Source organism: Pseudomonas sp. GW821-FHT03C07 (assembly GCF_059420925.1).
Map to the genome: position 1 here is coordinate 117137 of NZ_JBWKUQ010000002.1, position 22547 is coordinate 139683.

A 22547-nucleotide genomic window follows, 5' to 3' on the forward strand; every position below is an offset into this window, starting at 1 on the left:
AGATGCAGAGGCGCGTGAAGCCTCAAAGAGTGGCACGAACGTACAGGAATGTCGCATATGTGTAAATTCTGACGCATTTGTCAGCTTTCGAGGGGGTTTTCAGGTGCGCGGGGCGCACTTCAAGCGAGCAACCGGGGCGTCGGGCGCACCCGGTTGGGGCGTTGAGTTACTGGCCCAGGCTCACGCCATAGAAGGGGGTCAGGCCGAACGGACTGATCTTGAAGTCATGCACTTCCCGGCGCATCGGCTGGAACACCGTCGAGTTGGCGATCGGGGTGATCGGCACCTGTTCCTTGAGGACTTTCTGCGCCTGCTGGTAGAACTTGACCCGCTCGTCGTGGTTGCTGCTGAGCTTGGCTTTCTGGATCAGTTGATCATAGGCCGGGTCGCACCATTTCGCGTAGTTGCTGCCCTTGACCGCGGCGCAGCTGTAGAGCACGCCGAGCCAGTTGTCCGGATCACCGTTGTCGCCGGTCCAGCCATAGATCATGACGTCATGCTCGCCGTTCTTGGCGCGCTTGATGTATTCGCCCCACTCATAGCTGACGATATTGGCCTTGATCCCGACCTTGGCCCAGTCGGCCTGGATCATCTGCGCCGACATCCGTGCGTTGGGGTTGGAGGCTCGTTGCACGGTCATCGCCCACAGGTCGATGGGGGTGCCTTCGGCCACGCCGGCTTCCTTGAGCAGTGCGCGGGCCTTGGTCGGGTCGTAGGGCGCGTCCTTGATGTTCGGGTCATAGGACCATTGGCCCGGCGGCAGGGCGTTCTGCGCCAGTTGCCCGGCGCTCTGGTAGACCGCCTTGATGATCGCCGGCTTGTCGATGGCCATGTCCAGGGCCTGGCGGACCTTGAGCTGGTCGAGGGGCTTGTGGGTGACGTTGTAGGCGAGGAAGCCGAGGTTGAAACCCGGTTGTTGCAGCACCAGCAGGTTCTTGTCCTGCTTCATGATCTCGATATCGGCCGGGCGCGGGTAACCGCTGACCTGGCACTCCCCGGCCTTGAGTTTTTGCAGGCGGGCGGCGGCATCCGGGGTGATGGCGAAGATCAGGTTGTCGAGTTTGACGTCCTCGGGTTTCCAGTAGTTCTTGTTGGCCACGTAGCGGATCTGCGAGTCCTTCTGGTAACGCTTGAACACGAACGGTCCGGTGCCCACCGGTTTCTGGTTGATGTCGGCGGCGCGGCCTTCCTTGAGCAGTTGCGCGGCATATTCGGCGGACTGGATCGAGGCGAAGCTCATGGCCAGGTTCTGCACGAAGGCGGCGTCGATATGGTTCAGGCTGAAGCGCACGGTCTGTTCGTCGAGTTTTTCGACGTTCTTGATCGTGGTGTTGAGGTCCATATCGCTGAAATAGGGCGATTCGGAAGGGTAGGCCTTGCGGAACGGGTGATTGGCGTCGAGCAGGCGCTGGAAAGTGAAGAGCACGTCTTCGGCATTGAAGTCGCGGCTCGGCTTGAAGTCGTCGGTGCTGTGGAACTTCACCCCGGAGCGCAGGTGGAAAGTGTAGGCCAGGCCGTCCGGGGCAACGTCCCAACTCGTGGCCAGGCCGGGTTCGACCTCGGTGCCACCGCGTTTGAACTGGGCCAGGCGGTTGAACACGGTTTCAGCCGAGGCGTCGAAGTCGGTGCCGCTGGTGTACTGGCTGGGGTCGAAACCGGCGGGGCTGGCCTCGGAGCAGTACACCAGGGTCGAGGCGGCCTGGGCCAAGGGTGTACAGGCCAGCAAGGTGGCGGCCAGCAGCAGCGGTTTGAAGGCAATCTTTTCCATTAAAAGGCCTCGAAGGTGCGTAATAGAGCGGGGAGAGGCCCGACTCTAGCACGCCCCATCGAGGCCTTGGTGCCCACAGCTAATGGAGACGACTGAGAAAATTCGCTCTGGAAAACGCCACAAATCCTGTAGGAGCCCGGCTTGCCGGCGATGACGGCCGATCAGGCGATGCAAGGCTTACGGGCCTCATCGCCAGCAAGCCGGCTTCTATAAAGGAGCGCGTTCAGCCTGCGAACCTGTAATTACTGCAGGACCTCGATCACCCCATCGGCATTCATGTTGACTTGTGCCTTGCCGGCTTCCACGTCCGGCGTTGGTGCGTCCTCCTTGGCCGAGGGTTTCATCATCATCATCGCACCACGCGGGAACGGCTGTGGATAACCGTTGCTGTTGAGGTTCAGGCTGACAATCTTGTAGCCCTTGCCACCCAGCGCATCGGTGGCCAGTTGGGCGCGGGCCTTGAACGCGGCGATGGCCTCCTTGAGCAGGGCATCCTCGCTGGCCTTGCGGCTGCTGGTGGAGATGGCGAAGTCCATGCTGTCCATTTTCAGGTCCTGCATCAGATCGCCGGTCAGCTTGGACAACGCGGCGAAATCGCTGCTTTCCAGGCGCAGCTCGGCGCGTTCACGCCAGCCGGTGATCTTCTGGGTCTTGTTGTCGTAGATCGGGTAGCTGTTACGGCTGCCCTGGCGCAGGTTGATCTCCTTGACTGCCTTGGCCTGGCCCAGCGCCTTGTTCAGGGTGGTGGTGATGTCGGCGGCGAGCTTGGCCGGATCGCTGTTCTGCGCCTCGGTATAGAGGGTCACGATCATCAGGTCGCGGGCCACTTCCTGGCTGGCTTCGGCGCGCAGGGAAATCCGGTTGTAGTGCGGTTCTTCGGCGGCCAGGGCCGGCAGGCTGGCAAGGGTGCTGAGGCTGAGGGCGAGCAGGGCGGCGCGGCGCGTGAAGTGCATATAGAGCTCCTTGGGATTCGATGCGCGGGTCTTGTCGGGCAGTCCCGCATGCAGGCATCAGACTACGCCGGGATTGTCCGGTTCGCGTTGTTACAACTTCAATACATATAGAACCACCGGGTGGCAGGTAACTCGACAGAGTGCGAAAAATCCCACTAATCAATTCCACATATGGGGGGAGTGCAACAATAGCCTCATGCGCAAAAAACTGTGGGAGCGGAGCTTGCCCGCGAGGGGAGCACCGCGGTCTTGCAGGTACACCGCGTCATCGTTCTTCGCGGGCAAGCTCCGCTCCCACATACAGAGTGTTTTCAATATTCCATTCCCTTAACTGAATGGCATCAGGGCAAGCCCCTTCACCGCAGCGCGTGCCCTTTGCCCAGGACCGGTGTTTGCCGGCTGTGGCGGTTTGCCGCACATTCGCCTGTCCGCCCCCCGGCTGGTTATACTCGTGGCGATCCGCCTGGAGCACTCATCAGGAGAGCTCATGCTCGCCCCCGTTCAATTGCTGTCCGCGACCCGTCAGAATCTCTGGCGCCTGACCTTTATCCGTATTCTGGTGCTGGCCGCCCAGGCCGGTTCCGTGGGCATCGCCTACTGGTTCCAGTTGCTGCCGTTGCCCTGGTTGCAACTGGCGATGACCCTGGGTTGTTCCATGGTGCTCTGCGCCTTCACGGTGGTGCGCCTGCGCACCACCTGGCCGGTCACCGAACTCGAATACGCCGTGCAACTGGCCTGCGACCTGTTTATCCACAGCGCCTTGCTGTATTTCTCCGGTGGTTCGACCAACCCCTTCGTCTCCTATTACCTGGTGCCCCTGACCATCGCCGCGGTGACCTTGCCCTGGCGCTATTCGGTGGTTCTCTCCGGCGCGGCGCTGGTGCTGTACACCCTGTTGCTGGTGCAGTTCTACCCGCTGGAAACCTTCCCGATCTCCCGTGAGAAGCTGCAGATCTACGGCATGTGGCTGAGCTTTGCCCTGGCCGCCGCGGTGATTACCTTCTTCGCCGCAAAGATGGCCGAGGAATTGCGCCGCCAGGAAGAATTGCGTGCCTTGCGCCGTGAAGAGGGCCTGCGTGACCAGCAACTGCTGGCCGTGGCAACCCAGGCCGCCGGCGCCGCCCATGAACTGGGTACGCCCTTGGCGACCATGAGCGTGCTGCTCAAGGAAATGCGCCAGGACCATCCGGACCCACTGCTCCAGGACGACCTGAGCGTGCTCCAGGACCAGGTCAAGCTGTGCAAGCAGACCCTGCAGCAACTGGTCCGCGCCGCCGAGGCCAATCGCCGGCTGGCGGTGGAGATGCAGGATGTCACGGTCTGGCTCGACGAAGCGCTGAACCGTTGGCACCTGATGCGCCCGGAAGCCAGTTATCGCTTCCAGCGCCTGGGTCAGGGCGAGGTGCCGCGCCTGGCACCGCCGGCGGACCTGACCCAGGCCTTGCTCAACCTGTTGAACAACGCCGCCGACGCCTGTCCCGAGGGGCTGGAAGTATGGCTGGATTGGAATGAGGAAAACCTCACCATCAGCATTCGCGACCACGGCGCCGGTGTGCCGCTGGCCATCGCCGAGCAGATCGGCAAACCGTTTTTTACCACCAAGGGCAAAGGTTTCGGCCTGGGCCTGTTCTTGAGCAAGGCCAGCGTGACACGCGCCGGCGGCTCGGTGAAACTCTACAGTCATGAGGAAGGTGGCACGCTCACCGAGCTGCGCCTGCCTCGTGTTGCCCGAGGAGACGAAGCATGAGTGACGAGATCCAGGTCGAAGGCGAGGAGCTGCCGCACCTGTTGCTGGTGGACGACGATGCCACCTTTACCCGCGTGATGGCGCGGGCCATGAGCCGCCGCGGTTTTCGCGTCAGCACCGCCGGTTCCGCCGAAGAGGGGCTGATCCTGGCCCAGCAGGACCTGCCGGACTACGCCGCGCTGGACCTGAAGATGGACGGCGATTCCGGCCTGGTGCTGCTGCCCAAGCTGCTGGAGCTCGATCCGGAGATGCGCGTGCTGATCCTCACCGGTTATTCGAGCATCGCCACGGCGGTGGAAGCGATCAAGCGCGGGGCCTGCAACTACCTGTGCAAGCCGGCGGACGCCGACGACGTGCTGGCTGCCTTGCTCTCCGAGCATGCCGATCTCGACACCCTGGTGCCGGAAAACCCGATGTCGGTGGATCGTCTGCAATGGGAGCATATCCAGCGCGTACTGACCGAGCACGAAGGCAATATCTCCGCCACCGCCCGCGCCCTGGGCATGCATCGGCGGACCTTGCAGCGCAAATTACAGAAACGGCCGGTGCGGCGCTGAACCGGCGCTGAACAGAATCCTTTCAATTCGCACGATATCCCGTGCGAATCATCTATGATCGGCTGGTGAAATTTCTTACGCCAACCGAGTCTTAGAATGACTAAGAACGCTGAATATTCCGCGGTCAACGATGCAGTAAAAGGACATTTTTTTCGTAGGATCTGGCAACTGGCCTCGCCTTACTGGCGTAGCGAAGAGAAGGGCAAGGCCTGGTTGTTGCTGATCAGTGTCGTGGCCCTGTCGCTATTCAGCGTCGGCATTTCGGTCTGGTTCAACAATTGGTACAAGGATTTCTACAACGCCTTGCAGGAGAAAAACAGTGAGGCCTTCTGGCACCTGATCCTGTATTTCTGCGGTATTGCCGCGGTTGCCATCCTCGGTGCGGTCTATCGGCTGTACCTGACGCAGATGCTGACCATCAGTTGGCGCCGCTGGCTGACCGAGCAGCATTTCAAACGCTGGCTCGAACACAAGAACTACTACCAGATGGAGGCGAGCGGAAACACCGATAACCCGGACCAGCGACTGAGCGAAGACCTCAACAGCTTTACCAGCGACACCTTGACCCTGGGCTTGGGGCTGTTTCGCACGGTGGTCAGTCTGGTGTCGTTCTCTATCATTCTCTGGGGGATATCGGGAAGTATCGAAGTCTTTGGCGTCACCATTCCCGGCTACATGTTCTGGTGCGCTTTCCTCTATGCGGTCATCGGCAGTTGGTTGACCCGGGTGATCGGTAGCCACCTGATCCCACTGAATAATCAACAACAACGCTTTGAAGCCGATATGCGCTTTTCGTTGGTGCGGGTGCGTGAAAACGCCGAAAGCATTGCCCTGTATGACGGCGAGCCCAATGAGAACCAGCGTCTCAGTACACGTTTCGGCAAGGTCTGGTCCAACTACTGGGCGCTGATGCGGGTCACCAAGCGCCTGACGTTCTTCACCTCCGGTTACACTCAGATCGCGATCATCTTCCCCTTCATGGTGGCGGCGCCGCGCTATTTCGCCGGCAAGATCCAGCTCGGCGAGCTGATGCAGATCAACTCGGCCTTTGGCAATGTGCAGGAAAACTTCAGCTGGTTCATCGATGCTTACTCCACTATCGCGGTATGGAAGGCGACCTGTGACCGGTTGCTGAGTTTCCGTCAGGCCATGGACGACAATGAAGGCCGTGCGCCTGCCATTGACGTGCAGAGCCAGGGCGAGGCATTGCAGGTGAGCAACCTGAACCTGGATCTGGCGGACGGTCGGCATTTGCTGACTGGCGCGAGCATGAGTGTGGCCCCCGGCGAACGCTTGATGCTCAGTGGGCGTTCCGGCAGTGGTAAAAGTACTCTGTTGCGCGCCATGGGTAATCTCTGGCCGCGTGGCGCCGGTAGCATTCGCTTGCCAGCCGGGCGCTCGCTGTTCCTGCCGCAGAAGCCTTACCTGCCGATTGGCAGCCTGCGTGAGGTGATGAGTTATCCACAGTCCGGTGATGCCTACCCGGATGAGCGTTACCAGGAGGTCTTGCAGACGTGCCGCCTGCCGCACCTGGCCGAACGGCTGGATGAGAGCAATCACTGGCAGCGGATGTTGTCGCCGGGCGAGCAGCAGCGGTTGGCTTTCGCCCGTGCGCTGCTCTATACCCCGCAATGGTTGTTCCTCGACGAGGCCACGGCGGCCATGGACGAGGAGGATGAAGCCGTGTTGTATCAGGCGCTGATCGATCAGATTCCAGGCTTGAGTATTGTCAGTGTCGGCCACCGCAGCAGCCTGAACAAGTTCCACCCGCGACATCTGCGTATCGAGCGCGGACACCTGGTCACTCAGGAGGCCGTCAGCGCATAGTCAACGGTGAGCGTACAACCCGGTTGAGCTATGATGCGCGCTCAGCCGTTCAGCCGAGATAGATGTTCGATATGGAAAACCAGAGCGCCGGGCTTCGCCCGACCCGAAAGCGCCGCAGTCTTGCCCAGGAGTTGGTCACGGTGCTCTCCGAGCAGATCCGCGACGGCCAGCTCAAGCGCGGGGACAAGTTACCCACCGAGTCGGCAATCATGGAGGCCCATGGTGTCAGCCGCACGGTGGTGCGCGAGGCGATCTCGCGCCTGCAGGCGGCCGGGCAGGTGGAAACCCGCCATGGCATCGGCACTTTTGTGCTGGATACGCCGAGCCCCAGCGGTTTTCGTATCGATCCGGCGACGGTGGTGACCCTGCGCGATGTGTTGGCGATTCTGGAGTTGCGTATCAGTCTGGAAGTCGAGTCGGCGGGGTTGGCGGCGCAACGCCGTAGCACCGAGCAGTTGGCGGCGATGCGCGCGGCGCTGGATGCGTTGAATGAAAGTGCGGCCCACGCCAGCGATGCGGTGGCTTCGGATTTCCAGTTCCACCTGCAGATTGCCCTGTCCACCGGCAACCGCTACTTCACCGATATCATGACCCACCTGGGCACCAGTATCATTCCCCGGACCCGTTTGAATTCGGCGCGGCTGGCCCATGATGACCAGCAGCACTACATGAATCGGCTGGGGCGTGAGCATGAAGAGATCTATGAAGCGATAGCGCGTCAGGATTCCGATGCGGCGCGGGCAGCGATGCGTTTGCATCTGACCAACAGCCGCGAGCGGTTGCGCCAGGCCCATGAAGAGGCCGAGGCGCAGAAGGGCTGATCAGCGATCAAAGCCTGAAATACGGATTCTGTGGGAACGGAGCTTGTGTGGGGGTTGAGCTTGTGTGGGAGCGGAGCTTGCCCGCGAAGCTTTTGGCGGCTTCAAGGCCGCCTTCGCGGGCAAGCTCCGCTCCCACATTCAGGTGCTTAACATTCAGGTGCTTTATACGCTTCTCAGGATCGTCCGATCCACACGCACCGCCCATTTCGCGGCTTTCGCCGGCCCATCAAATACCACTTTCGTGCAGCAGGAAGTCCTGCGCGCGCTGTTGGATGGCTGACATGTCTGGCTCCTTGATATGTCGTCTTTTCCGTTCAAAATAGCTGTATTGATATACAGTTAAAATTGAACTTTGATGAAAAAATCCTACATCAAGGAAGGAAAGTCTTGTGGGATCTGTTGAGCGATTCCTGTTGACCTTTGTTATTTAAGTTGTACGATGACGTACGACATCAGCCAGCCTGCGCTGTCTCTTTCATCACAACGTGCTTTCCAGGGTGTTCGAATAATGAATCCACAAGAACTGAAGTCCATCCTTTCCTCCGGCCTGCTGTCCTTCCCGGTGACCGATTTCAATGCCCAGGGCGATTTCCATCGCGCTGGCTACATCAAGCGCCTGGAGTGGCTGGCCCCTTACGGCGCGACTGCGCTGTTCGCCGCCGGCGGTACCGGTGAATTTTTCTCCCTGGCAGCCAGTGAATATTCCGAAGTGGTGAAAACCGCCGTCGATACCTGTGCCGGCAGCGTGCCGATCCTCGCCGGTGTCGGTGGTGCGACCCGCCAGGCCATCGAGTACGCTCAGGAAGCCGAACGCCTGGGGGCCAAAGGCCTGCTGTTGTTGCCGCACTACCTGACCGAAGCCAGTCAGGAAGGCGTTGCCGCCCACGTTGAAGCCGTGTGCAAGTCGGTGAAGATCGGCGTGGTGGTGTACAACCGCAACGTCTGCCGCCTGACCGCTCCTCTGCTGGAACGTCTGGCCGAGCGCTGCCCGAACCTGATCGGCTACAAGGATGGCCTGGGCGATATCGAACTGATGGTGTCGATCCGTCACCGTCTCGGCGATCGTTTCAGCTACCTGGGCGGCCTGCCCACCGCGGAAGTCTATGCCGCGGCCTACAAGGCCCTCGGTGTGCCGGTCTACTCTTCGGCGGTGTTCAACTTCATCCCGAAAACCGCGATGGATTTCTACCACGCCATTGCCCGGGACGATCACGCCACCGTCGGCAAGATCATCGACGACTTCTTCCTGCCGTACCTGGATATCCGTAACCGTCGCGCCGGTTACGCGGTGAGTATCGTCAAGGCCGGGGCGAAGATCGTCGGTTATGACGCCGGTCCCGTGCGCACGCCGCTGACCGATCTGCTGCCGGATGAATACGACGCTTTGGCCGCGCTGATCGACAAGCAAGGCGCGCAGTAACAACGAATAAACCAGGCCGCTGAGCAATCAGCGGCTTTTTCGGTTCAGGAGGTTTTCCGTGGCAGATGCAAAGCGTTTCGACAACTACATCGGCGGCCAGTGGGTCGCGGGTGCCGAGTATTCGGCGAATATCAACCCGTCGGATTTGTCCGATGTCATTGGCGAGTACGCCAAGGCGGACCTGGCCCAGGTGCAGTCGGCCATCGACGCCGCCCGTGAGGCGTTCCCGGCCTGGTCCACCTCCGGCATCCAGGCCCGCAGCGATGCGTTGGACAAGGTCGGTGCGGAAATTCTCGCCCGTCGCGAAGAGCTCGGTAACCTGCTGGCCCGGGAGGAGGGCAAGACCCTGCCCGAGGCTATCGGCGAAGTCAGCCGTGCCGGCAATATCTTCAAGTTCTTCGCCGGTGAATGCCTGCGTTTGTCCGGCGATTACCTGCCGTCGGTCCGTCCGGGCGTCAACGTCGAAGTGACCCGTGAAGCGTTGGGCGTGGTTGGCCTGATCACCCCGTGGAACTTCCCGATCGCGATTCCGGCCTGGAAAATCGCTCCGGCCCTGGCCTACGGCAACTGCGTGGTACTCAAGCCGGCCGAACTGGTGCCGGGTTGTGCCTGGGCCCTGGCGGAAATCATTTCCCGCGCCGGTTTCCCGGCCGGTGTGTTCAACCTGGTGATGGGCAGCGGCCGGCTGGTCGGCGAGGCCATGGTCAACAGCCCGAAAGTCGACGGCATCAGCTTTACCGGCTCGGTCGGCGTCGGCCGGCAGATCGCGGTCAACTGCGTGTCGCGCCAGGCCAAGGTGCAGTTGGAGATGGGCGGTAAGAACCCCCAGGTCATCCTCGACGACGCTGACCTCAAGCAGGCCGTCGAGCTGGCGGTGCAGAGTGCGTTCTACTCCACCGGCCAACGTTGCACGGCGTCCAGCCGTTTGATCGTCACCGCCGGGATTCACGACAAGTTCGTCGAGGCCATGGCCGAGCGCATGCGTTCGATCAAGGTCGGTCACGCCCTCAAGAGCGGTACCGATATCGGTCCGGTGGTGTCCCAGGCGCAACTGGAACAGGATCTGAGCTACATCTCCATCGGCCAGTCCGAAGGCGCGCGCCTGGTCTGCGGCGGTGAGTTGGTGACCTGCGATACCGAGGGCTATTTCCTCGCGCCGACGCTGTTTGCCGACAGCGAAGCCTCGATGCGCATCAGTCGCGAAGAGATCTTCGGCCCGGTGGCCAACATCGTTCGCGTAGCCGATTACGAAGCTGCGCTGGCCATGGCCAACGACACCGAGTTCGGTCTCTCCGCCGGTATCGCCACCACTTCGCTGAAGTACGCCAATCACTTCAAACGCCACTCCCAGGCCGGGATGGTGATGGTCAACCTGCCGACCGCGGGCGTGGATTACCACGTGCCGTTCGGCGGGCGCAAAGGTTCGTCCTACGGTTCCCGTGAGCAAGGTCGCTACGCCCAGGAGTTCTACACCGTGGTCAAGACCAGCTACATCGGTTCGTAACCCGCTTTACCCGCACGGGGCCCTTGCCTGAAGCCCCGTGCGGTACATCACTGAATGTTTTACCCGCGTAAAAAAATAAAGAGTGGGAGTACATCTACATGCAAGCGACCAAGCAGACACACGTCCGCTATTTGATTCTGTTCATGCTGTTCCTGGTGACCACGATCAACTACGCCGACCGTGCCACCATCGCCATTGCCGGCTCCAGCCTGCAAAAAAGCCTCGGCATTGACGCCGTCACCCTCGGTTATATCTTCTCCGCCTTCGGCTGGGCCTATGTGCTCGGGCAGATTCCCGGCGGCTGGCTGCTCGACCGTTTCGGCTCGAAGAAGGTCTATGCGCTGAGCATCTTCACCTGGTCGCTGTTCACTGCCCTGCAAGGTTATGTCGGCGAGTTCGGTGTCTCCACCGCCGTGGTCGCGTTGTTCATGCTGCGCTTCCTGGTGGGCCTGGCCGAAGCGCCATCCTTTCCCGGTAATGCCCGCATCGTCGCGGCCTGGTTCCCTACCGCTGAACGCGGCACCGCCTCGGCGATCTTCAACTCCGCGCAATATTTCGCCACCGTGCTGTTCGCGCCGCTGATGGGTTGGATCGTCTTCACCTTCGGCTGGCAGCATGTGTTCCTGGTGATGGGTTGCCTGGGCGTGGTGTTTTCGCTGATCTGGCTGAAAGTTATCCACAGCCCGCGCCAGCACCCGATGATCAACGACGCCGAGTTCACCCATATTGCCGAGAACGGCGGCATGGTCGACATGGACCAGGGCAAGGCCGCCGGCGGCGGTCCGAAGTGGGACTATGTGCGCCAACTGCTGAGCAACCGCATGATGCTCGGGGTTTACCTGGGCCAGTACTGCATCAACGGCATCACCTATTTCTTCCTGACCTGGTTCCCGGTGTACCTGGTGCAGGAACGTGGCATGACCATCCTCAAGGCTGGCTTCATCGCCTCCTTGCCGGCCATCTGCGGCTTTATCGGTGGCGTGCTGGGTGGGATCATTTCCGATTATCTGCTGCGTCGCGGCCATTCCCTGACCTTCGCCCGCAAGGCGCCGATTATCGGCGGTCTGTTGCTCTCGACCACCATCGTCGCCTGCAACTACGTCGATATCGAATGGATGGTGGTGGGCTTCATGGCCCTGGCGTTCTTCGGCAAGGGGGTCGGTGCGCTGGGTTGGGCCGTGGTTTCCGATACCTCGCCGAAGCAGATTGCCGGCTTGAGTGGCGGTCTGTTCAACATGTTCGGCAATATCGCTTCCATCACCACGCCGATCGTAATCGGCTACATCATCAGCGCCACCGGTTCGTTCAAGTGGGCTCTGGTGTTTGTCGGCGCCAATGCGCTGTTGGCGGTGATCAGCTATGTGGTGATCGTCGGTGAGATCAAGCGGGTCGAACTGCGCGAGCCACCGGCCGGCCCCAAGCACGATAGCGAACCCCGTCTGTCCCAAGCCCATTCCTGAGGAGCGGCGTCATGCAGTTGATTGAACATTCCGACTCGCCGCGCTACATCCGCCTGCACGAGCGGGACAATGTGGTGATCGTGGTCAATGACCAGGGTGTGCCGGCCGGCACCGAGTTCGCGGACGGCCTGGTGACCCGCGAGCACATTCCCCAGAGCCACAAGGTGACGCTGGTGGATATCGCCGAGGGTGGCGAAGTGATCCGCTACGGCCAGGTCATCGGTTATGCGTTGCTGCCGATTCCCCAGGGCAGTTGGGTCAAGGAAGATCAGTTGCGCATGCCCACCGCGCCGCCGCTGGACAGCCTGCCGTTGTCCACCGATGTGCCGACGGCCCAGGCGCCGCTTGAAGGCTTCACCTTCGAAGGTTATCGCAATGCCGACGGCACCGTCGGTACGCGCAATATCCTCGGTATCACCACCACGGTGCAGTGCGTCACCGGGGTGCTGGACCATGCGGTCAAGCGCATCAAGGACGAACTGCTGCCCAAGTACCCGCATGTCGATGACGTGGTGGCGTTGACCCACAGCTATGGCTGCGGCGTGGCGATTACCGCGACCGACGCCTATATCCCGATTCGCACCGTGCGCAACCTGGCGCGCAACCCCAACCTGGGTGGCGAAGCATTGGTGATCAGCCTCGGCTGCGAGAAGTTGCAGGCCGGCCAGGTGATGCACGAGGGCGACAGCTCGGTGGACCTGAGCGAGCCGTGGTTGTATCGGCTGCAGGATTCCAGCCATGGTTTTACCGAGATGATCGAGCAGATCATGGCGTTGGCGGAAACCCGTCTGAAGAAACTTGATCTGCGGCGTCGGGAAACCGTGCCAGCGTCGGAGTTGATTCTCGGTATGCAGTGTGGCGGCAGCGATGCGTTTTCCGGGATCACTGCCAACCCGGCCTTGGGTTATGCGTCCGATCTGTTGTTGCGGGCCGGGGCGACGGTGATGTTTTCCGAAGTCACGGAAGTGCGCGATGCGATCTACCTGCTGACCTCGCGGGCGGAAAGCCTGCCGGTGGCCGAGGCGCTGGTGCGCGAGATGGATTGGTACGACCGCTACCTGGCCAAGGGCGAGGCCGATCGCAGCGCCAATACCACGCCGGGGAACAAGAAGGGCGGGTTGTCGAATATTGTCGAGAAGTCCCTGGGCTCCATCGTCAAGTCCGGCAGCAGCGCGATCAACGGCGTGCTCGGTCCGGGCGAGCGCTTTACGCGCAAGGGCCTGATCTTCTGTGCGACGCCGGCCAGTGATTTTGTCTGCGGTACCTTGCAACTGGCGGCCGGGATGAACCTGCACGTGTTCACCACCGGGCGTGGCACGCCTTATGGGCTGGCGATGGCCCCGGTGGTGAAGGTCTCGACCCGTACCGAGTTGGCGCAGCGCTGGCCGGACCTGATCGATATCGATGCCGGGCGGATTGCGACTGGACGGGCTTCTATCGAGGACCTGGGTTGGGAGTTGTTCAACTACTACCTGGATGTCGCCAGCGGCCGGAAACGGACCTGGGCCGAGCAGCACAAGCTGCACAACGACATTACCTTGTTCAATCCGGCGCCGATCACCTGAGGCCTCAGCGACGCCATCAACCCTGTAGGAGCCAGCTTGCTGGCGATAGCGGTATATCAGACGACAACAATGTCGACTGCCAGATCGCAATCACTGTAGGAGCCAGCTTGCTGGCGATAGCGGTATATCAGACGACAACAATATCGACTGCCAGATCGCAATCGCCAGCAAGCTGGCTCCTACAGGGAGGGGGCGTGTTGGCCGGGCTGTCTACCGGCAACCAAGGCTTAGGCTGTTTTAGAACACCGACCAACCGATCCGTTGACTCAGCAACTCCAACACCGCCATCCCCACCAGCGAGTTGCCAGCCGCATTCAGCTCCGGCGCCCACACGCACACGGTAAAGCGCCCCGGAACCACCGCAACAATCCCACCGCCGACACCGCTCTTGCCCGGCAAGCCGACCCGATAGGCAAAATTCCCGGCCTCGTCATACAGCCCGCTAGTGGCCATGATCGAGTTGACCTGCTGGGTCTGGCGGCGGGTCAGGATCTGCTCGCCGCTGTGCTTGCAGAATCCGTCATTGGCCAGGAAGCCGAACGCCCGCGCCAGGTCGATGCAGTTCATGCGCAGGGCGCAGTGGCTGAAATAGCTGCGCAGCACGGCTTCGACATCGTTGTGAAAATTGCCGAACGACTGCATCAGATAGGCCATGGCCGCGTTGCGCGCCCGGTGCTGGTATTCCGACTCGGCGACCTTGCCGTCCACCATGACCTGCATATTGCCCGACAGGCGCCGGGCGAAATCGCGCATCGACAGTGCCGGCGCGGCGAAACGCGATTGATTGATATCGCAGATCACCAGGGCGCCGGCGTTGATAAACGGATTGCGCGGGCGACCGCGTTCGAACTCCAGCTGCACCAGTGAGTTGAACGGCTGCCCGGAGGGCTCATGGCCCAGTCGCTCCCAGATCGCTTCGCCGGAGTGATGGATCGCCTGCACCAGGCTGAAGACCTTGGAAATACTCTGGATCGAGAACGGCGTCTGCGCATCGCCGGCCTGGAACAGCTCGCCGTCGTTGCTGTACACGGCAACACCCAGCTGATTGCCAGGCACATCGGCCAGCGCCGGAATGTAATTGGCCACTTTGCCCTGGCCGATCAATGGCCGGACTTCATCGAGGATTTCGTTCAACAGCGCTTGCATGCTCGGGCTCGCAGTCACTTCCCGCCGGGTTGCGGGGCTACATGCTGCTAGACGCCACATGAGCGGTTGGGAGCACAGTTTTTATGCTCGGGGTTTAGCCATTGGCGCACTTGCGGACCGGATCAGTTACTACTCGTTGAGACCGGAGCAGAGGCGGGGGTAAACTGCCTGCCCCGTGTAATGTCTGTTGGCTGGAGCCGGTAATGCGCAAAGATAAGAAACAGGTGATTGGTGACGAGATCGGCGATGCGCAGATCAAGTTGTTTCTCGATTTCGAGCCAGTCGACGCCACCTCGCCGTCCCTGCACAAGCTGATCAAGGCCTACCGCGGCCTGCGTATCGACGATTTCGAGCGCTTCCTGGCGTTCTTCAAGGAAGCCGGTTATGACCTCGACGGCAAGGACGAGCACGGCCAGGACTTCGTGAGCCTGATCCGCGACCAGCGCAATGCCGGCGACTATATCGAGTTGATCGACAACGCTCGCGGGTAAGGTTCAAGACCGCGTCGCCTGCATCGCGAGCAAGCTTGCTCCTACAATGCTGCGGCGAACCGACATTTCGTGTTCGGCGCCGTTCCTGTAGGAGCAAGCTTGCTCGCGATGAACGATAACGCGGATTTTCGTTAAACCCCGAGCAAAAAAAACGCCCCGCTCTTCAACCGAAGAGCGGGGCGTTTTTTGTCAGCGCTCACCTCAAGCGTAGCTTTCGGTCTCGCTGCTCGGCTCAACCAGTTCCAGGCGGACGTTGTTCTGCGCGTTGATCTGGCGATACAACCGCGCATCCGTCTCCAGGACCTTTTCCCGTGCCGGGAAGATTTCATGGAGTTTGGCCGCCCACTCGCCCTTGGCCTTTTCCGGGAAGCAGCGTTCGATCAGTTCGAGCATGATCGATACGGTCACCGAAGCGCCCGGCGAGGCACCGAGCAGGGCGGCCAACGAGCCGTCCTTGGCCGAAACCAATTCGGTACCGAACTGCAGGACGCCGCCTTTCTTCGGGTCCTTCTTGATGATCTGCACCCGCTGGCCGGCCACTTCCAGGCGCCAGTCCTCGGCTTTCGCTTCCGGGTAGAAGCGGCGCAGGGATTCCAGGCGCTGCTCCATGGACTGCATCACTTCGCTGATCAGGTACTTGGTCAGGTCCATGTTGTCGCGGGCCACGGCCAGCATCGGGCCAATGTTGCCGGCCCGCACCGACAGCGGCAGGTCCATCAGCGAGCCGTGTTTGAGGAACTTGGTGGTAAAACCGGCATAAGGCCCGAACAACAGCGACTTATTGCCGTCGACCACGCGGGTGTCCAGGTGCGGCACCGACATCGGTGGCGAACCCACGGCGGCCTGGCTGTAGACCTTGGCCTGGTGATGCTTGACCACTTCCGGATTGTCGCAACGCAGCCACTGGCCGCTCACCGGGAAGCCGCCGAACCCCTTGCTTTCCTCGATGCCCGAAGCCTGCAGCAGCGGCAGTGCCGCGCCGCCGGCGCCGAGGAAGACGAACTTGGCATCGACGTCACGGCTGTTGCCGCTGTTCACGTCCTTGATGCTCACGGTCCAGCCGGCGCCGTTGCGCTTGAGGCCGGTGACACGCTTGCAGTACTTGACCTGGGTGTCGGGGGCGCTGGTCAGGTGCTTGAGCAACTGATTGGTCAGGGCCCCGAAGTTGACGTCGGTGCCTTTCATCACGCGGGTCGCGGCAATCGCCTCGTCGGCCGGACGGCCCGGCATCATCAGCGGCATCCACTCAGCCATCTTCGCCCGGTCTTCGGTGTATTCCATCTCGGTGAAGGCGTGGTGCGGATGCAGGGCCTCAAAGCGTTTCCTGAGGAACTCAACGCCTTTGTCGCCCTGGACGAAGCTCAGGTGCGGCACCGGGCTGATGAAGGACTTGCACGAACCGAAGGTGCCTTTCTGGGCCAGATAGGCCCAGAACTGCTTCGACACCTCGAACTGGGTGTTGATGTGCACGGCTTTCTTGATGTCGATGGAGCCGTCAGCCGCCTGCGGCGTGTAGTTCAGCTCGCACAGCCCGGCATGGCCGGTACCGGCGTTGTTCCACGGGTTGGAACTCTCCGCGGCACCGGAATCCATCAGCTCGACGACTTCCAGCTTGATCGCGGGGTCGAGCTCCTTGAGCAGCACCGCAAGGGTGGCACTCATGATGCCGGCCCCAACCAGGACCACATCAACTGCTTCGTTATGCGCCATTAACGCGTCTCCAAAATCTGCAGCACCACATTGACGGCATGGCTGCCGGGCATGGGCGGGGCTCGTTTAACGTTAGCCCAGCAATGACCCGACCAGGATGGCCATGTCCGATTCTTCGCAATTTCTTGCAACTTCAGCGGACGCTGCCGGTGGGCCCAAGGTGCGTATGAACGCATGTGTGGGCAACACGGGCAATTCGACTTATGGTCAAGAGCGTCCGATTCGTGCAACCAAATCCGTAAGCGAACAGGCGTCAAGCACCTGTCGGGGTGTATCGGGTCCTGTGTGATGAGGTCGTTGGGGACGCTGATGGTGCCTGTTCAGACGCGAAACTATTCATTTGTTCGCCACACTCTCGTGAAGTTGTGAAAACCCGTTTTTTCACGCTCTTTTGAAGACGTGAACCTCAAAAAAGGGCTGCCGCGGTCTGTCACCGGGCCCGCAGTGCGAATACCCGCCGGGAAGGGCAGGCGGCACGGGCCAACAACTCAGTGAGCGAGCACAAGGGCAGCTCTGGCAGATTCGCTGAAAACGGTGGTTTGCGCAGGTAACAGCAAGCTCGCCGGCTTCACTCGATCTGTGTGGGCGGCTCTCTGTGGGCAGTACGAAGGTGCCGATGCAAGCGCATTGGCGGTGCTGCGAGGCCCGATCAGGAGACGTCCTTATAATCGGGGTGAGATTGTAACTAAGAAACGGGGAAAAATGGTCGTGTTTAATGACTTTTATTCGGCATCTGGTCAGATGCCGGGCAACGGCGTCGATCAGAGCCCGTGGGCAGGGTCGCAGGCCGGTGTGACAGGCGTGTGACGGGAACGCCGGCCGGGCGTGCTTGTCAGACTTTTCAGCAAGCAGTGGCGGTGCTGGTTAGCGACGCCCGGGCCCCGCTATACTCAGTGCTTGAATGATGCCTGGTCCTTGGAGAGATGAGCATGTTGCAACGCCTGTTGTTCGGTTTGATCGCTGTAACCAGTTTGACGCTTGTCGGCTGTGCCAACAGCCCGCAACAACTCAGCCCGCAGCCCACGCTCACGACTCAGCTGGCGCCGGTCGGCCATGGCCAGCCGGTGGTGGTGCGGGTGGTGGACGGTCGTCGCTCGCCGGTATTGGGCACGCGGGGCGGCCTGTACCCTGAAACCAGCGCCATTACCGTGCAAGGTGCCGACCTGATCCCGAGACTGCAGGCCCAGGCCGACGCGGCCGTGCGCCTGTTGGGTTTTACCCCGACGCCGAATGCGATGAACGCGCCGGTACTGACCGTGACCTTGTCCGACCTGACCTATCAGTCGCCGAAGGAAGGCATGTATGTGACCGAGGCGACCATCGGCGCCAACTTCCGCTCTGACGTGACCAACGCCAACCGTCGTTACAGCGGTAGCTACGGAGCGTCCTTGAACCAGCGTTTCGGCATGGCGCCGAACGAAGAGGCGAACACCAAGTTGATCAGCGACGTGTTGAGCGATGCGCTGACCCGGGTATTCAAGGACCCGAAAATCGGCCAAGCGCTGAGCGAATAACCTGTAGGAGCCGGCTTGCCGGCGATGGGGCCCTCAAGGGCACCCAAAGGCTTGGCGTGGCAACCTCACGCCGCCTCCACATAAAGATCGAGCACACTGACCCCGGTCAGCAGATCGGCTTCCGGCAGGTCGGCGTGCTGGTGCCCGCCCAGGGCGCAATACACCAGCCAATGGCGGTCCTGGACGTTGAACGACATGGCGTCCACCAGCGCCTCCTGTTCGTCGCTGGGGGCGATCAGATAAAGACGATCCTGGTTCTCTGCGTGCAGCATGACAAGCTCCGTGGGCTATCGAGGGGCGACAGACTGGCTTGTTAAGGTGACGTTCCGGTGACAACGGAAATTAACCCGACCAACAGAAACAACAACGGCGCCCGTGGGCGCCGTTGTTGTTTATAAGCGTTGCTATTAAAGCGCCAGGCCGGCTTTGACCCGATACTGATTACGCACTGGTGTCGCATATTGCTGCACCAGGTAGGGACGGTGCTCGACCGGGCAGGCGTCCAGGCGACTCTGCCATTGCGCTTGGGCCTTGGCCAGTTCGTCGGCGGGGAACACCTGGGCGGCGGCGGGCACCGGCAATTGCGGATCGGCGTCGCTCCACTGGGCATACGCCAGGTAGTGCACCGGGAACAGGCGATAACCTTCGAGAATATGCCGGTCCATTTCCGTGGCCAGGACCTTGGTGTCCTCGAACTCGCCGGTCAGGGGCGCGGCGAAGTTCACATGTACCCGGCCCTTGTAGCCGGTGATACCCTTGGCGATGCTGACGTCATCCTCGCCCGGTGCCTTGGTGTAGCGGCCAGTGGTGGCGCGGATATACAGCTCGCGCGCCTTGGCCTGGTCACAGGGGTCGTACTCGTAGCTGATGGACACCGGGGTCAGGTTCAGCGAGCGGATGACCTCGGCGAACGGTTCGTCCTTGCGGCTCATGTGGAACATTTTCAGGATCGCCGACTCGGTACGGTCGTCACCGTCCTTGGCCCGTCCTTCGGCCTGGGCGATCCAGATCGACTGGCAGTCGTGGCGGATCGAGTGGTTGATATAGGCCGAGAGCAATTGATAGGCGGCCATCTTTTCCCGCCGTCCGGCGATCGAACGGTGCACGATAAAGCTCTTGTTCAGGCGCATCAGGTCGCTGACGAAGGGCTTTTGCAGCAGATTGTCGCCGATGGCGATGCGCGGCGTGGGCAAACCGGCGTGATACACGGCGTAGTTGACGAAGGCCGGGTCCATCACGATGTCCCGGTGGTTGGCCAGGAACAGGTAGGCCTGGCCTGACTTGAACTGTTCGACGCCGGTGTAGGTGACGCCGTCGGTGGCGTGCTCGATGGTCCGGTCGACGTAGACCTCGACCTTGTCCTGCAAGGTGGCGACCGAAGTCACACCGGCGAATTCACGGCGCAGGCGGTAGGCGATCAGCGGTTTGAGCAGCCAGCCGAAGGCACCGGCCAGACGCGGGAAACTGAAGTGGGTGAGGATATCCAGAAACGCCTGGTCGCGGAACAGCCGGGCCATGACGGCCGGTACTTCACTGTCGTCGTAAGGTCGGATGGTATCGAATTCGCCCATCATGCTCTCTTGTTGGAAACGGCTAGGGTAAGTAGAGGTTTGAGTGATAAATAACAAAGCCCGGTCTGGAAAATAAAGCCCAGACATAAAATGGCCTGGCAAATAGACCGGCGATTATACGCACAAGTCACTTCGGAGGCCGCGATGCTGGAAACTGAGCGTTACGAATGTCCCTATTGCGGTGAAATCGGTGAGGCGCTGCTGGACCTGTCCGGCGGCGACCAGACTTATATCGAGGACTGCGCGGTGTGCTGTCGGCCAATTACCTTTGTCCTGCAGACCGATGGCGAGGAATGGATGCTCGACGTTTACAGCGAGAACGAGTGATGAGGGCCTCCCTATGCAGCGTATCTACGAGCCGGAAAACCTGATGGAAGGCGAGTTGTTGCAAGGCATGCTCGCCAGTGAAGGGATTCAGGCGCATCTGGTGGGGCGTGACCTGCTGGGTGGGGCGGGCGAGTTGCCGATTTTCGGCCTGCTGGCCCTGGCGGTGGACAATGACCAGGCGCAATCCGCGCGGGCGTTGATCGCCGCGTACAATGCGGCATTGCCGATGGCCGGTGACGAGCCGGATAGCTTTCCGGATGTGCTGGTCTGTTAGCCTGTGTGCGCAATGTTGAATGCGCGTGAACGATTCCTCACTGCGCCGCGAACCCTGTAGGAGCCGGCAAGCCGGCTCCTACACGGACCGCGTGTACCTAGTCCCGAGTTTTTGAAAAGAGCCGTATTGCCCCATGTGTGGACGTTATGCCCTGTTTCGCTGGAACCCCACCTTCGCGGCCTTGCCCGGCTTTCCCGCCGACCAGCAGGCGCAGTGGAATATTTCTCCCAATGATTCGGTGCTGATTCTGCGTGCCGCCGAGGGGCAGCGTGAGCTGGCCCGTGCCCGTTGGGGGCTGACCCCGGCCTGGCTGACCGATCTGTCGAAGACCCCGGCCCACGCCCGCGCCGAAACCCTGGCCGAGCAGCCGATGTTTCGCCAGGCATTCCGCGAGCGGCGTTGCCTGTTGCCGGCCAACGGTTTCTACGAATGGCGCGGCACCCAGCGTAAGCGGCCTTATTGGCTGACGCCGGCGGAAGGTTCGAGCCTGTTTTTCGCGGCGATCTGGGAGGCCTATCCGGTGGCTGGGCATGTCTGGTTGAGCACCGCGGTGGTGACCCAGGCGGCGTCGAATCAGCGACGGCCGCTGATCCTGGATGCGGCGGAGCAGGAGGCCTGGTTGTCCGCAGACACCTCGATGACGGATTTGCAGGCGTTGCTGGCCAGTCCCCAGGCACCTTTGCGTGAGCGGGTGCTGGCCAACCTGGTGAATGATCCGAAGCTCAATGCGCCGGAGTGCCTGACGCCGGGATGAGGCACGCTGCCGACCGCTTGAGCCGCACCAACGACCGACACGGTACCTGTAGGCGCCGGCTTGGTCATTGCGCACGGGCTGCGCTCGACTCGTCGGCGCAGCCCGCCACTTCATTCGCTACCTGGCCACTATTGATCACATTGCGGTTGATGTCGTCGTGGGTTTATGAATATTTTCCTGCGAGAAAGGCGGGATGTATCTGAAATTGATGTACTGCGTGTCAGTTGTATCTGGCGCCGATACAATTCGCCGCCTAGGATAGCCGCAGTTTTCAGGAAGAGTATTCATGGCTAGAGCTTGGGTGTTGGGCGCGTTGAGCGCGAGTTTGCTGTTGAGCGGGTGCCAGGCGGTTAACACCACCAACGGTGGTGCGGTCGGGGTTGAGCGCAAGCAGTACATGTTCAGCCTGTTATCGAGCCAGCAAGTCGATCAGATGTACGCCCAGTCGTACCAGAAGACCCTGGGCGAGGCGGGCGGCAAGGGCGTTCTGGACAAAACCAGCGCCAATGCCAAGCGGGTCCAGGCGATTGCCAGGCGCTTGATCGCCCAGGCGCCGACCTTCCGTCCGGACTCGGCGCAATGGCAGTGGGAGGTCAATCTGATCAAGAGCGACGAGCTCAATGCCAACTGCGGTCCTGGCGGCAAGATCATCTTTTATAGCGGCTTGATCGACCAGTTGAAGCTGAGCGACGACGAGATTGCCGCGGTGATGGGGCATGAAATTGCCCACGCCTTGCGCGAGCACGGGCGTGAGGCGATGTCCAGGGCGTATGGGATCGAGATGGCGAAGCAGGGCGCGGGTGCCTTGTTCGGCCTGGGGCAGGACAGCCTGGCGCTGGCCGATACCGTGGCCAACTACGGCATGACCTTGCCCAACAGCCGGGCCAACGAAAACGAGGCGGACCTGATCGGCCTGGAGCTGGCGGCCCGTGCCGGTTACAACCCGAACGCGGCCATCAGCCTGTGGAACAAGATGAGCAAGGCGGCTGAAGGCGCACCGCCGGAATTCATGAGTACCCACCCGGCATCCGCCAGTCGTATTGCCTCGCTGGAGGCGGCGATTCCGAAGGTGATGCCGTTGTATCAGCAGGCCAGGAAGTCCTGACCGGTTGTGGCAAGTTGGGCAAGTGCCCTATAC

At 61.2% G+C, this 22547-nt stretch carries 21 protein-coding genes and 1 pseudogene; 15 read left to right on the forward strand and 7 right to left on the reverse strand.

Annotated features, from left to right (window positions below):
* Positions 1–166 precede the first annotated feature (166 nt).
* Positions 167–1768 (reverse strand): ABC transporter substrate-binding protein, encoded by a 1602-nt coding sequence (locus AC07VG_RS03775; protein ID WP_495020522.1) that lies wholly within the window; start codon positions 1766–1768, stop codon positions 167–169.
* A 242-nt stretch (positions 1769–2010) separates the two neighbouring features.
* Entirely contained in the window at positions 2011–2721 is a 711-nt protein-coding gene (locus AC07VG_RS03780; RefSeq protein WP_495000586.1) for an SIMPL domain-containing protein, read from the reverse strand.
* A 487-nt stretch (positions 2722–3208) separates the two neighbouring features.
* Between AC07VG_RS03780 and AC07VG_RS03785 the strand changes: the two genes are divergently transcribed.
* The 9 genes from AC07VG_RS03785 (at position 3209) to garD (ending at position 13622) form a co-directional block, all read left to right on the forward strand.
* Entirely contained in the window at positions 3209–4468 is a 1260-nt protein-coding gene (locus AC07VG_RS03785) for an ATP-binding protein (RefSeq protein ID WP_495020523.1), read from the forward strand.
* Positions 4465–5025: a response regulator transcription factor gene (locus AC07VG_RS03790; protein WP_100941240.1), complete on the forward strand. Its 561-nt coding sequence runs from the start codon at positions 4465–4467 to the stop codon at positions 5023–5025. The genes AC07VG_RS03785 and AC07VG_RS03790 overlap by 4 nt, the downstream gene beginning before the upstream one ends.
* Positions 5026–5121: 96 nt before the next feature.
* Positions 5122–6852 carry an ABC transporter ATP-binding protein/permease gene (locus AC07VG_RS03795; RefSeq protein WP_495000588.1) on the forward strand — a complete coding sequence of 577 codons (1731 nt, stop codon included), beginning with the start codon at positions 5122–5124 and terminating at the stop codon, positions 6850–6852.
* A 71-nt stretch (positions 6853–6923) separates the two neighbouring features.
* The gene (locus AC07VG_RS03800; protein WP_495000589.1) at positions 6924–7673 is read left to right on the forward strand and encodes a FadR/GntR family transcriptional regulator; all 750 of its coding nucleotides are present in this window, start codon (positions 6924–6926) and stop codon (positions 7671–7673) included.
* A gap of 64 nt (positions 7674–7737) precedes the next feature.
* Entirely contained in the window at positions 7738–7953 is a 216-nt protein-coding gene (locus AC07VG_RS03805; protein WP_495000590.1) for a hypothetical protein, read from the forward strand.
* A 228-nt stretch (positions 7954–8181) separates the two neighbouring features.
* Positions 8182–9093: a 5-dehydro-4-deoxyglucarate dehydratase gene (gene kdgD / locus AC07VG_RS03810; protein WP_495020524.1), complete on the forward strand. Its 912-nt coding sequence runs from the start codon at positions 8182–8184 to the stop codon at positions 9091–9093.
* 58 nt (positions 9094–9151) lie between these two features.
* Entirely contained in the window at positions 9152–10597 is a 1446-nt protein-coding gene (locus AC07VG_RS03815) for an aldehyde dehydrogenase family protein (protein ID WP_495000592.1), read from the forward strand.
* A gap of 98 nt (positions 10598–10695) precedes the next feature.
* Positions 10696–12057, forward strand: a complete 1362-nt coding sequence (locus tag AC07VG_RS03820) for an MFS transporter (protein WP_495000593.1) — start codon at positions 10696–10698, stop codon at positions 12055–12057.
* Between the two features lie 11 nt (positions 12058–12068).
* The gene (garD, locus tag AC07VG_RS03825) at positions 12069–13622 is read left to right on the forward strand and encodes a galactarate dehydratase (protein WP_495000594.1); all 1554 of its coding nucleotides are present in this window, start codon (positions 12069–12071) and stop codon (positions 13620–13622) included.
* A gap of 237 nt (positions 13623–13859) precedes the next feature.
* Here the strand turns inward: garD and glsB are convergent, their stop codons facing one another.
* Positions 13860–14768: a glutaminase B gene (glsB, locus tag AC07VG_RS03830; RefSeq protein ID WP_495000595.1), complete on the reverse strand. Its 909-nt coding sequence runs from the start codon at positions 14766–14768 to the stop codon at positions 13860–13862.
* A gap of 203 nt (positions 14769–14971) precedes the next feature.
* Between glsB and AC07VG_RS03835 the strand changes: the two genes are divergently transcribed.
* Positions 14972–15259 (forward strand): PA4642 family protein, encoded by a 288-nt coding sequence (locus tag AC07VG_RS03835; protein ID WP_495000596.1) that lies wholly within the window; start codon positions 14972–14974, stop codon positions 15257–15259.
* Between the two features lie 201 nt (positions 15260–15460).
* Here the strand turns inward: AC07VG_RS03835 and mqo are convergent, their stop codons facing one another.
* Complete coding sequence (mqo, locus tag AC07VG_RS03840; protein ID WP_495000597.1) at positions 15461–16969, reverse strand: malate dehydrogenase (quinone); 1509 nt, start codon at positions 16967–16969, stop codon at positions 15461–15463.
* A gap of 929 nt (positions 16970–17898) precedes the next feature.
* Here mqo and AC07VG_RS03845 point away from each other — a divergent pair.
* Positions 17899–18483, forward strand: a complete 585-nt coding sequence (locus AC07VG_RS03845; RefSeq protein WP_495000598.1) for a YajG family lipoprotein — start codon at positions 17899–17901, stop codon at positions 18481–18483.
* Positions 18484–18548: 65 nt separating this feature from the next.
* On the opposite strand, the gene AC07VG_RS03850 is transcribed toward AC07VG_RS03845, so the two are convergent.
* Entirely contained in the window at positions 18549–18755 is a 207-nt protein-coding gene (locus tag AC07VG_RS03850; protein WP_495000599.1) for a hypothetical protein, read from the reverse strand.
* A gap of 135 nt (positions 18756–18890) precedes the next feature.
* Entirely contained in the window at positions 18891–20054 is a 1164-nt protein-coding gene (locus AC07VG_RS03855; RefSeq protein WP_495000600.1) for a 1-acyl-sn-glycerol-3-phosphate acyltransferase, read from the reverse strand.
* A 144-nt stretch (positions 20055–20198) separates the two neighbouring features.
* Here AC07VG_RS03855 and AC07VG_RS03860 point away from each other — a divergent pair, with 144 nt between their 5' ends.
* From AC07VG_RS03860 to AC07VG_RS03870, 3 genes are all read left to right on the forward strand, one after another.
* Positions 20199–20381 (forward strand): CPXCG motif-containing cysteine-rich protein, encoded by a 183-nt coding sequence (locus AC07VG_RS03860; RefSeq protein WP_495000601.1) that lies wholly within the window; start codon positions 20199–20201, stop codon positions 20379–20381.
* Between the two features lie 13 nt (positions 20382–20394).
* On the forward strand, positions 20395–20655 hold the full coding sequence (locus tag AC07VG_RS03865) for a putative signal transducing protein (RefSeq protein ID WP_495000602.1): 261 nt from the start codon (positions 20395–20397) through the stop codon (positions 20653–20655).
* 133 nt (positions 20656–20788) lie between these two features.
* Entirely contained in the window at positions 20789–21409 is a 621-nt protein-coding gene (locus AC07VG_RS03870) for an SOS response-associated peptidase (protein ID WP_495000603.1), read from the forward strand.
* A 64-nt stretch (positions 21410–21473) separates the two neighbouring features.
* Here AC07VG_RS03870 and AC07VG_RS03875 read toward each other — a convergent pair.
* Positions 21474–21566 (reverse strand): annotated as a pseudogene (locus AC07VG_RS03875) (hypothetical protein); the annotation flags it as partial.
* A gap of 129 nt (positions 21567–21695) precedes the next feature.
* On the opposite strand from AC07VG_RS03875, the gene AC07VG_RS03880 reads away from it, so the two are divergent.
* Positions 21696–22514 (forward strand): M48 family metallopeptidase, encoded by an 819-nt coding sequence (locus tag AC07VG_RS03880; RefSeq protein ID WP_495000604.1) that lies wholly within the window; start codon positions 21696–21698, stop codon positions 22512–22514.
* The last annotated feature ends 33 nt before the right edge of the window (positions 22515–22547 follow it).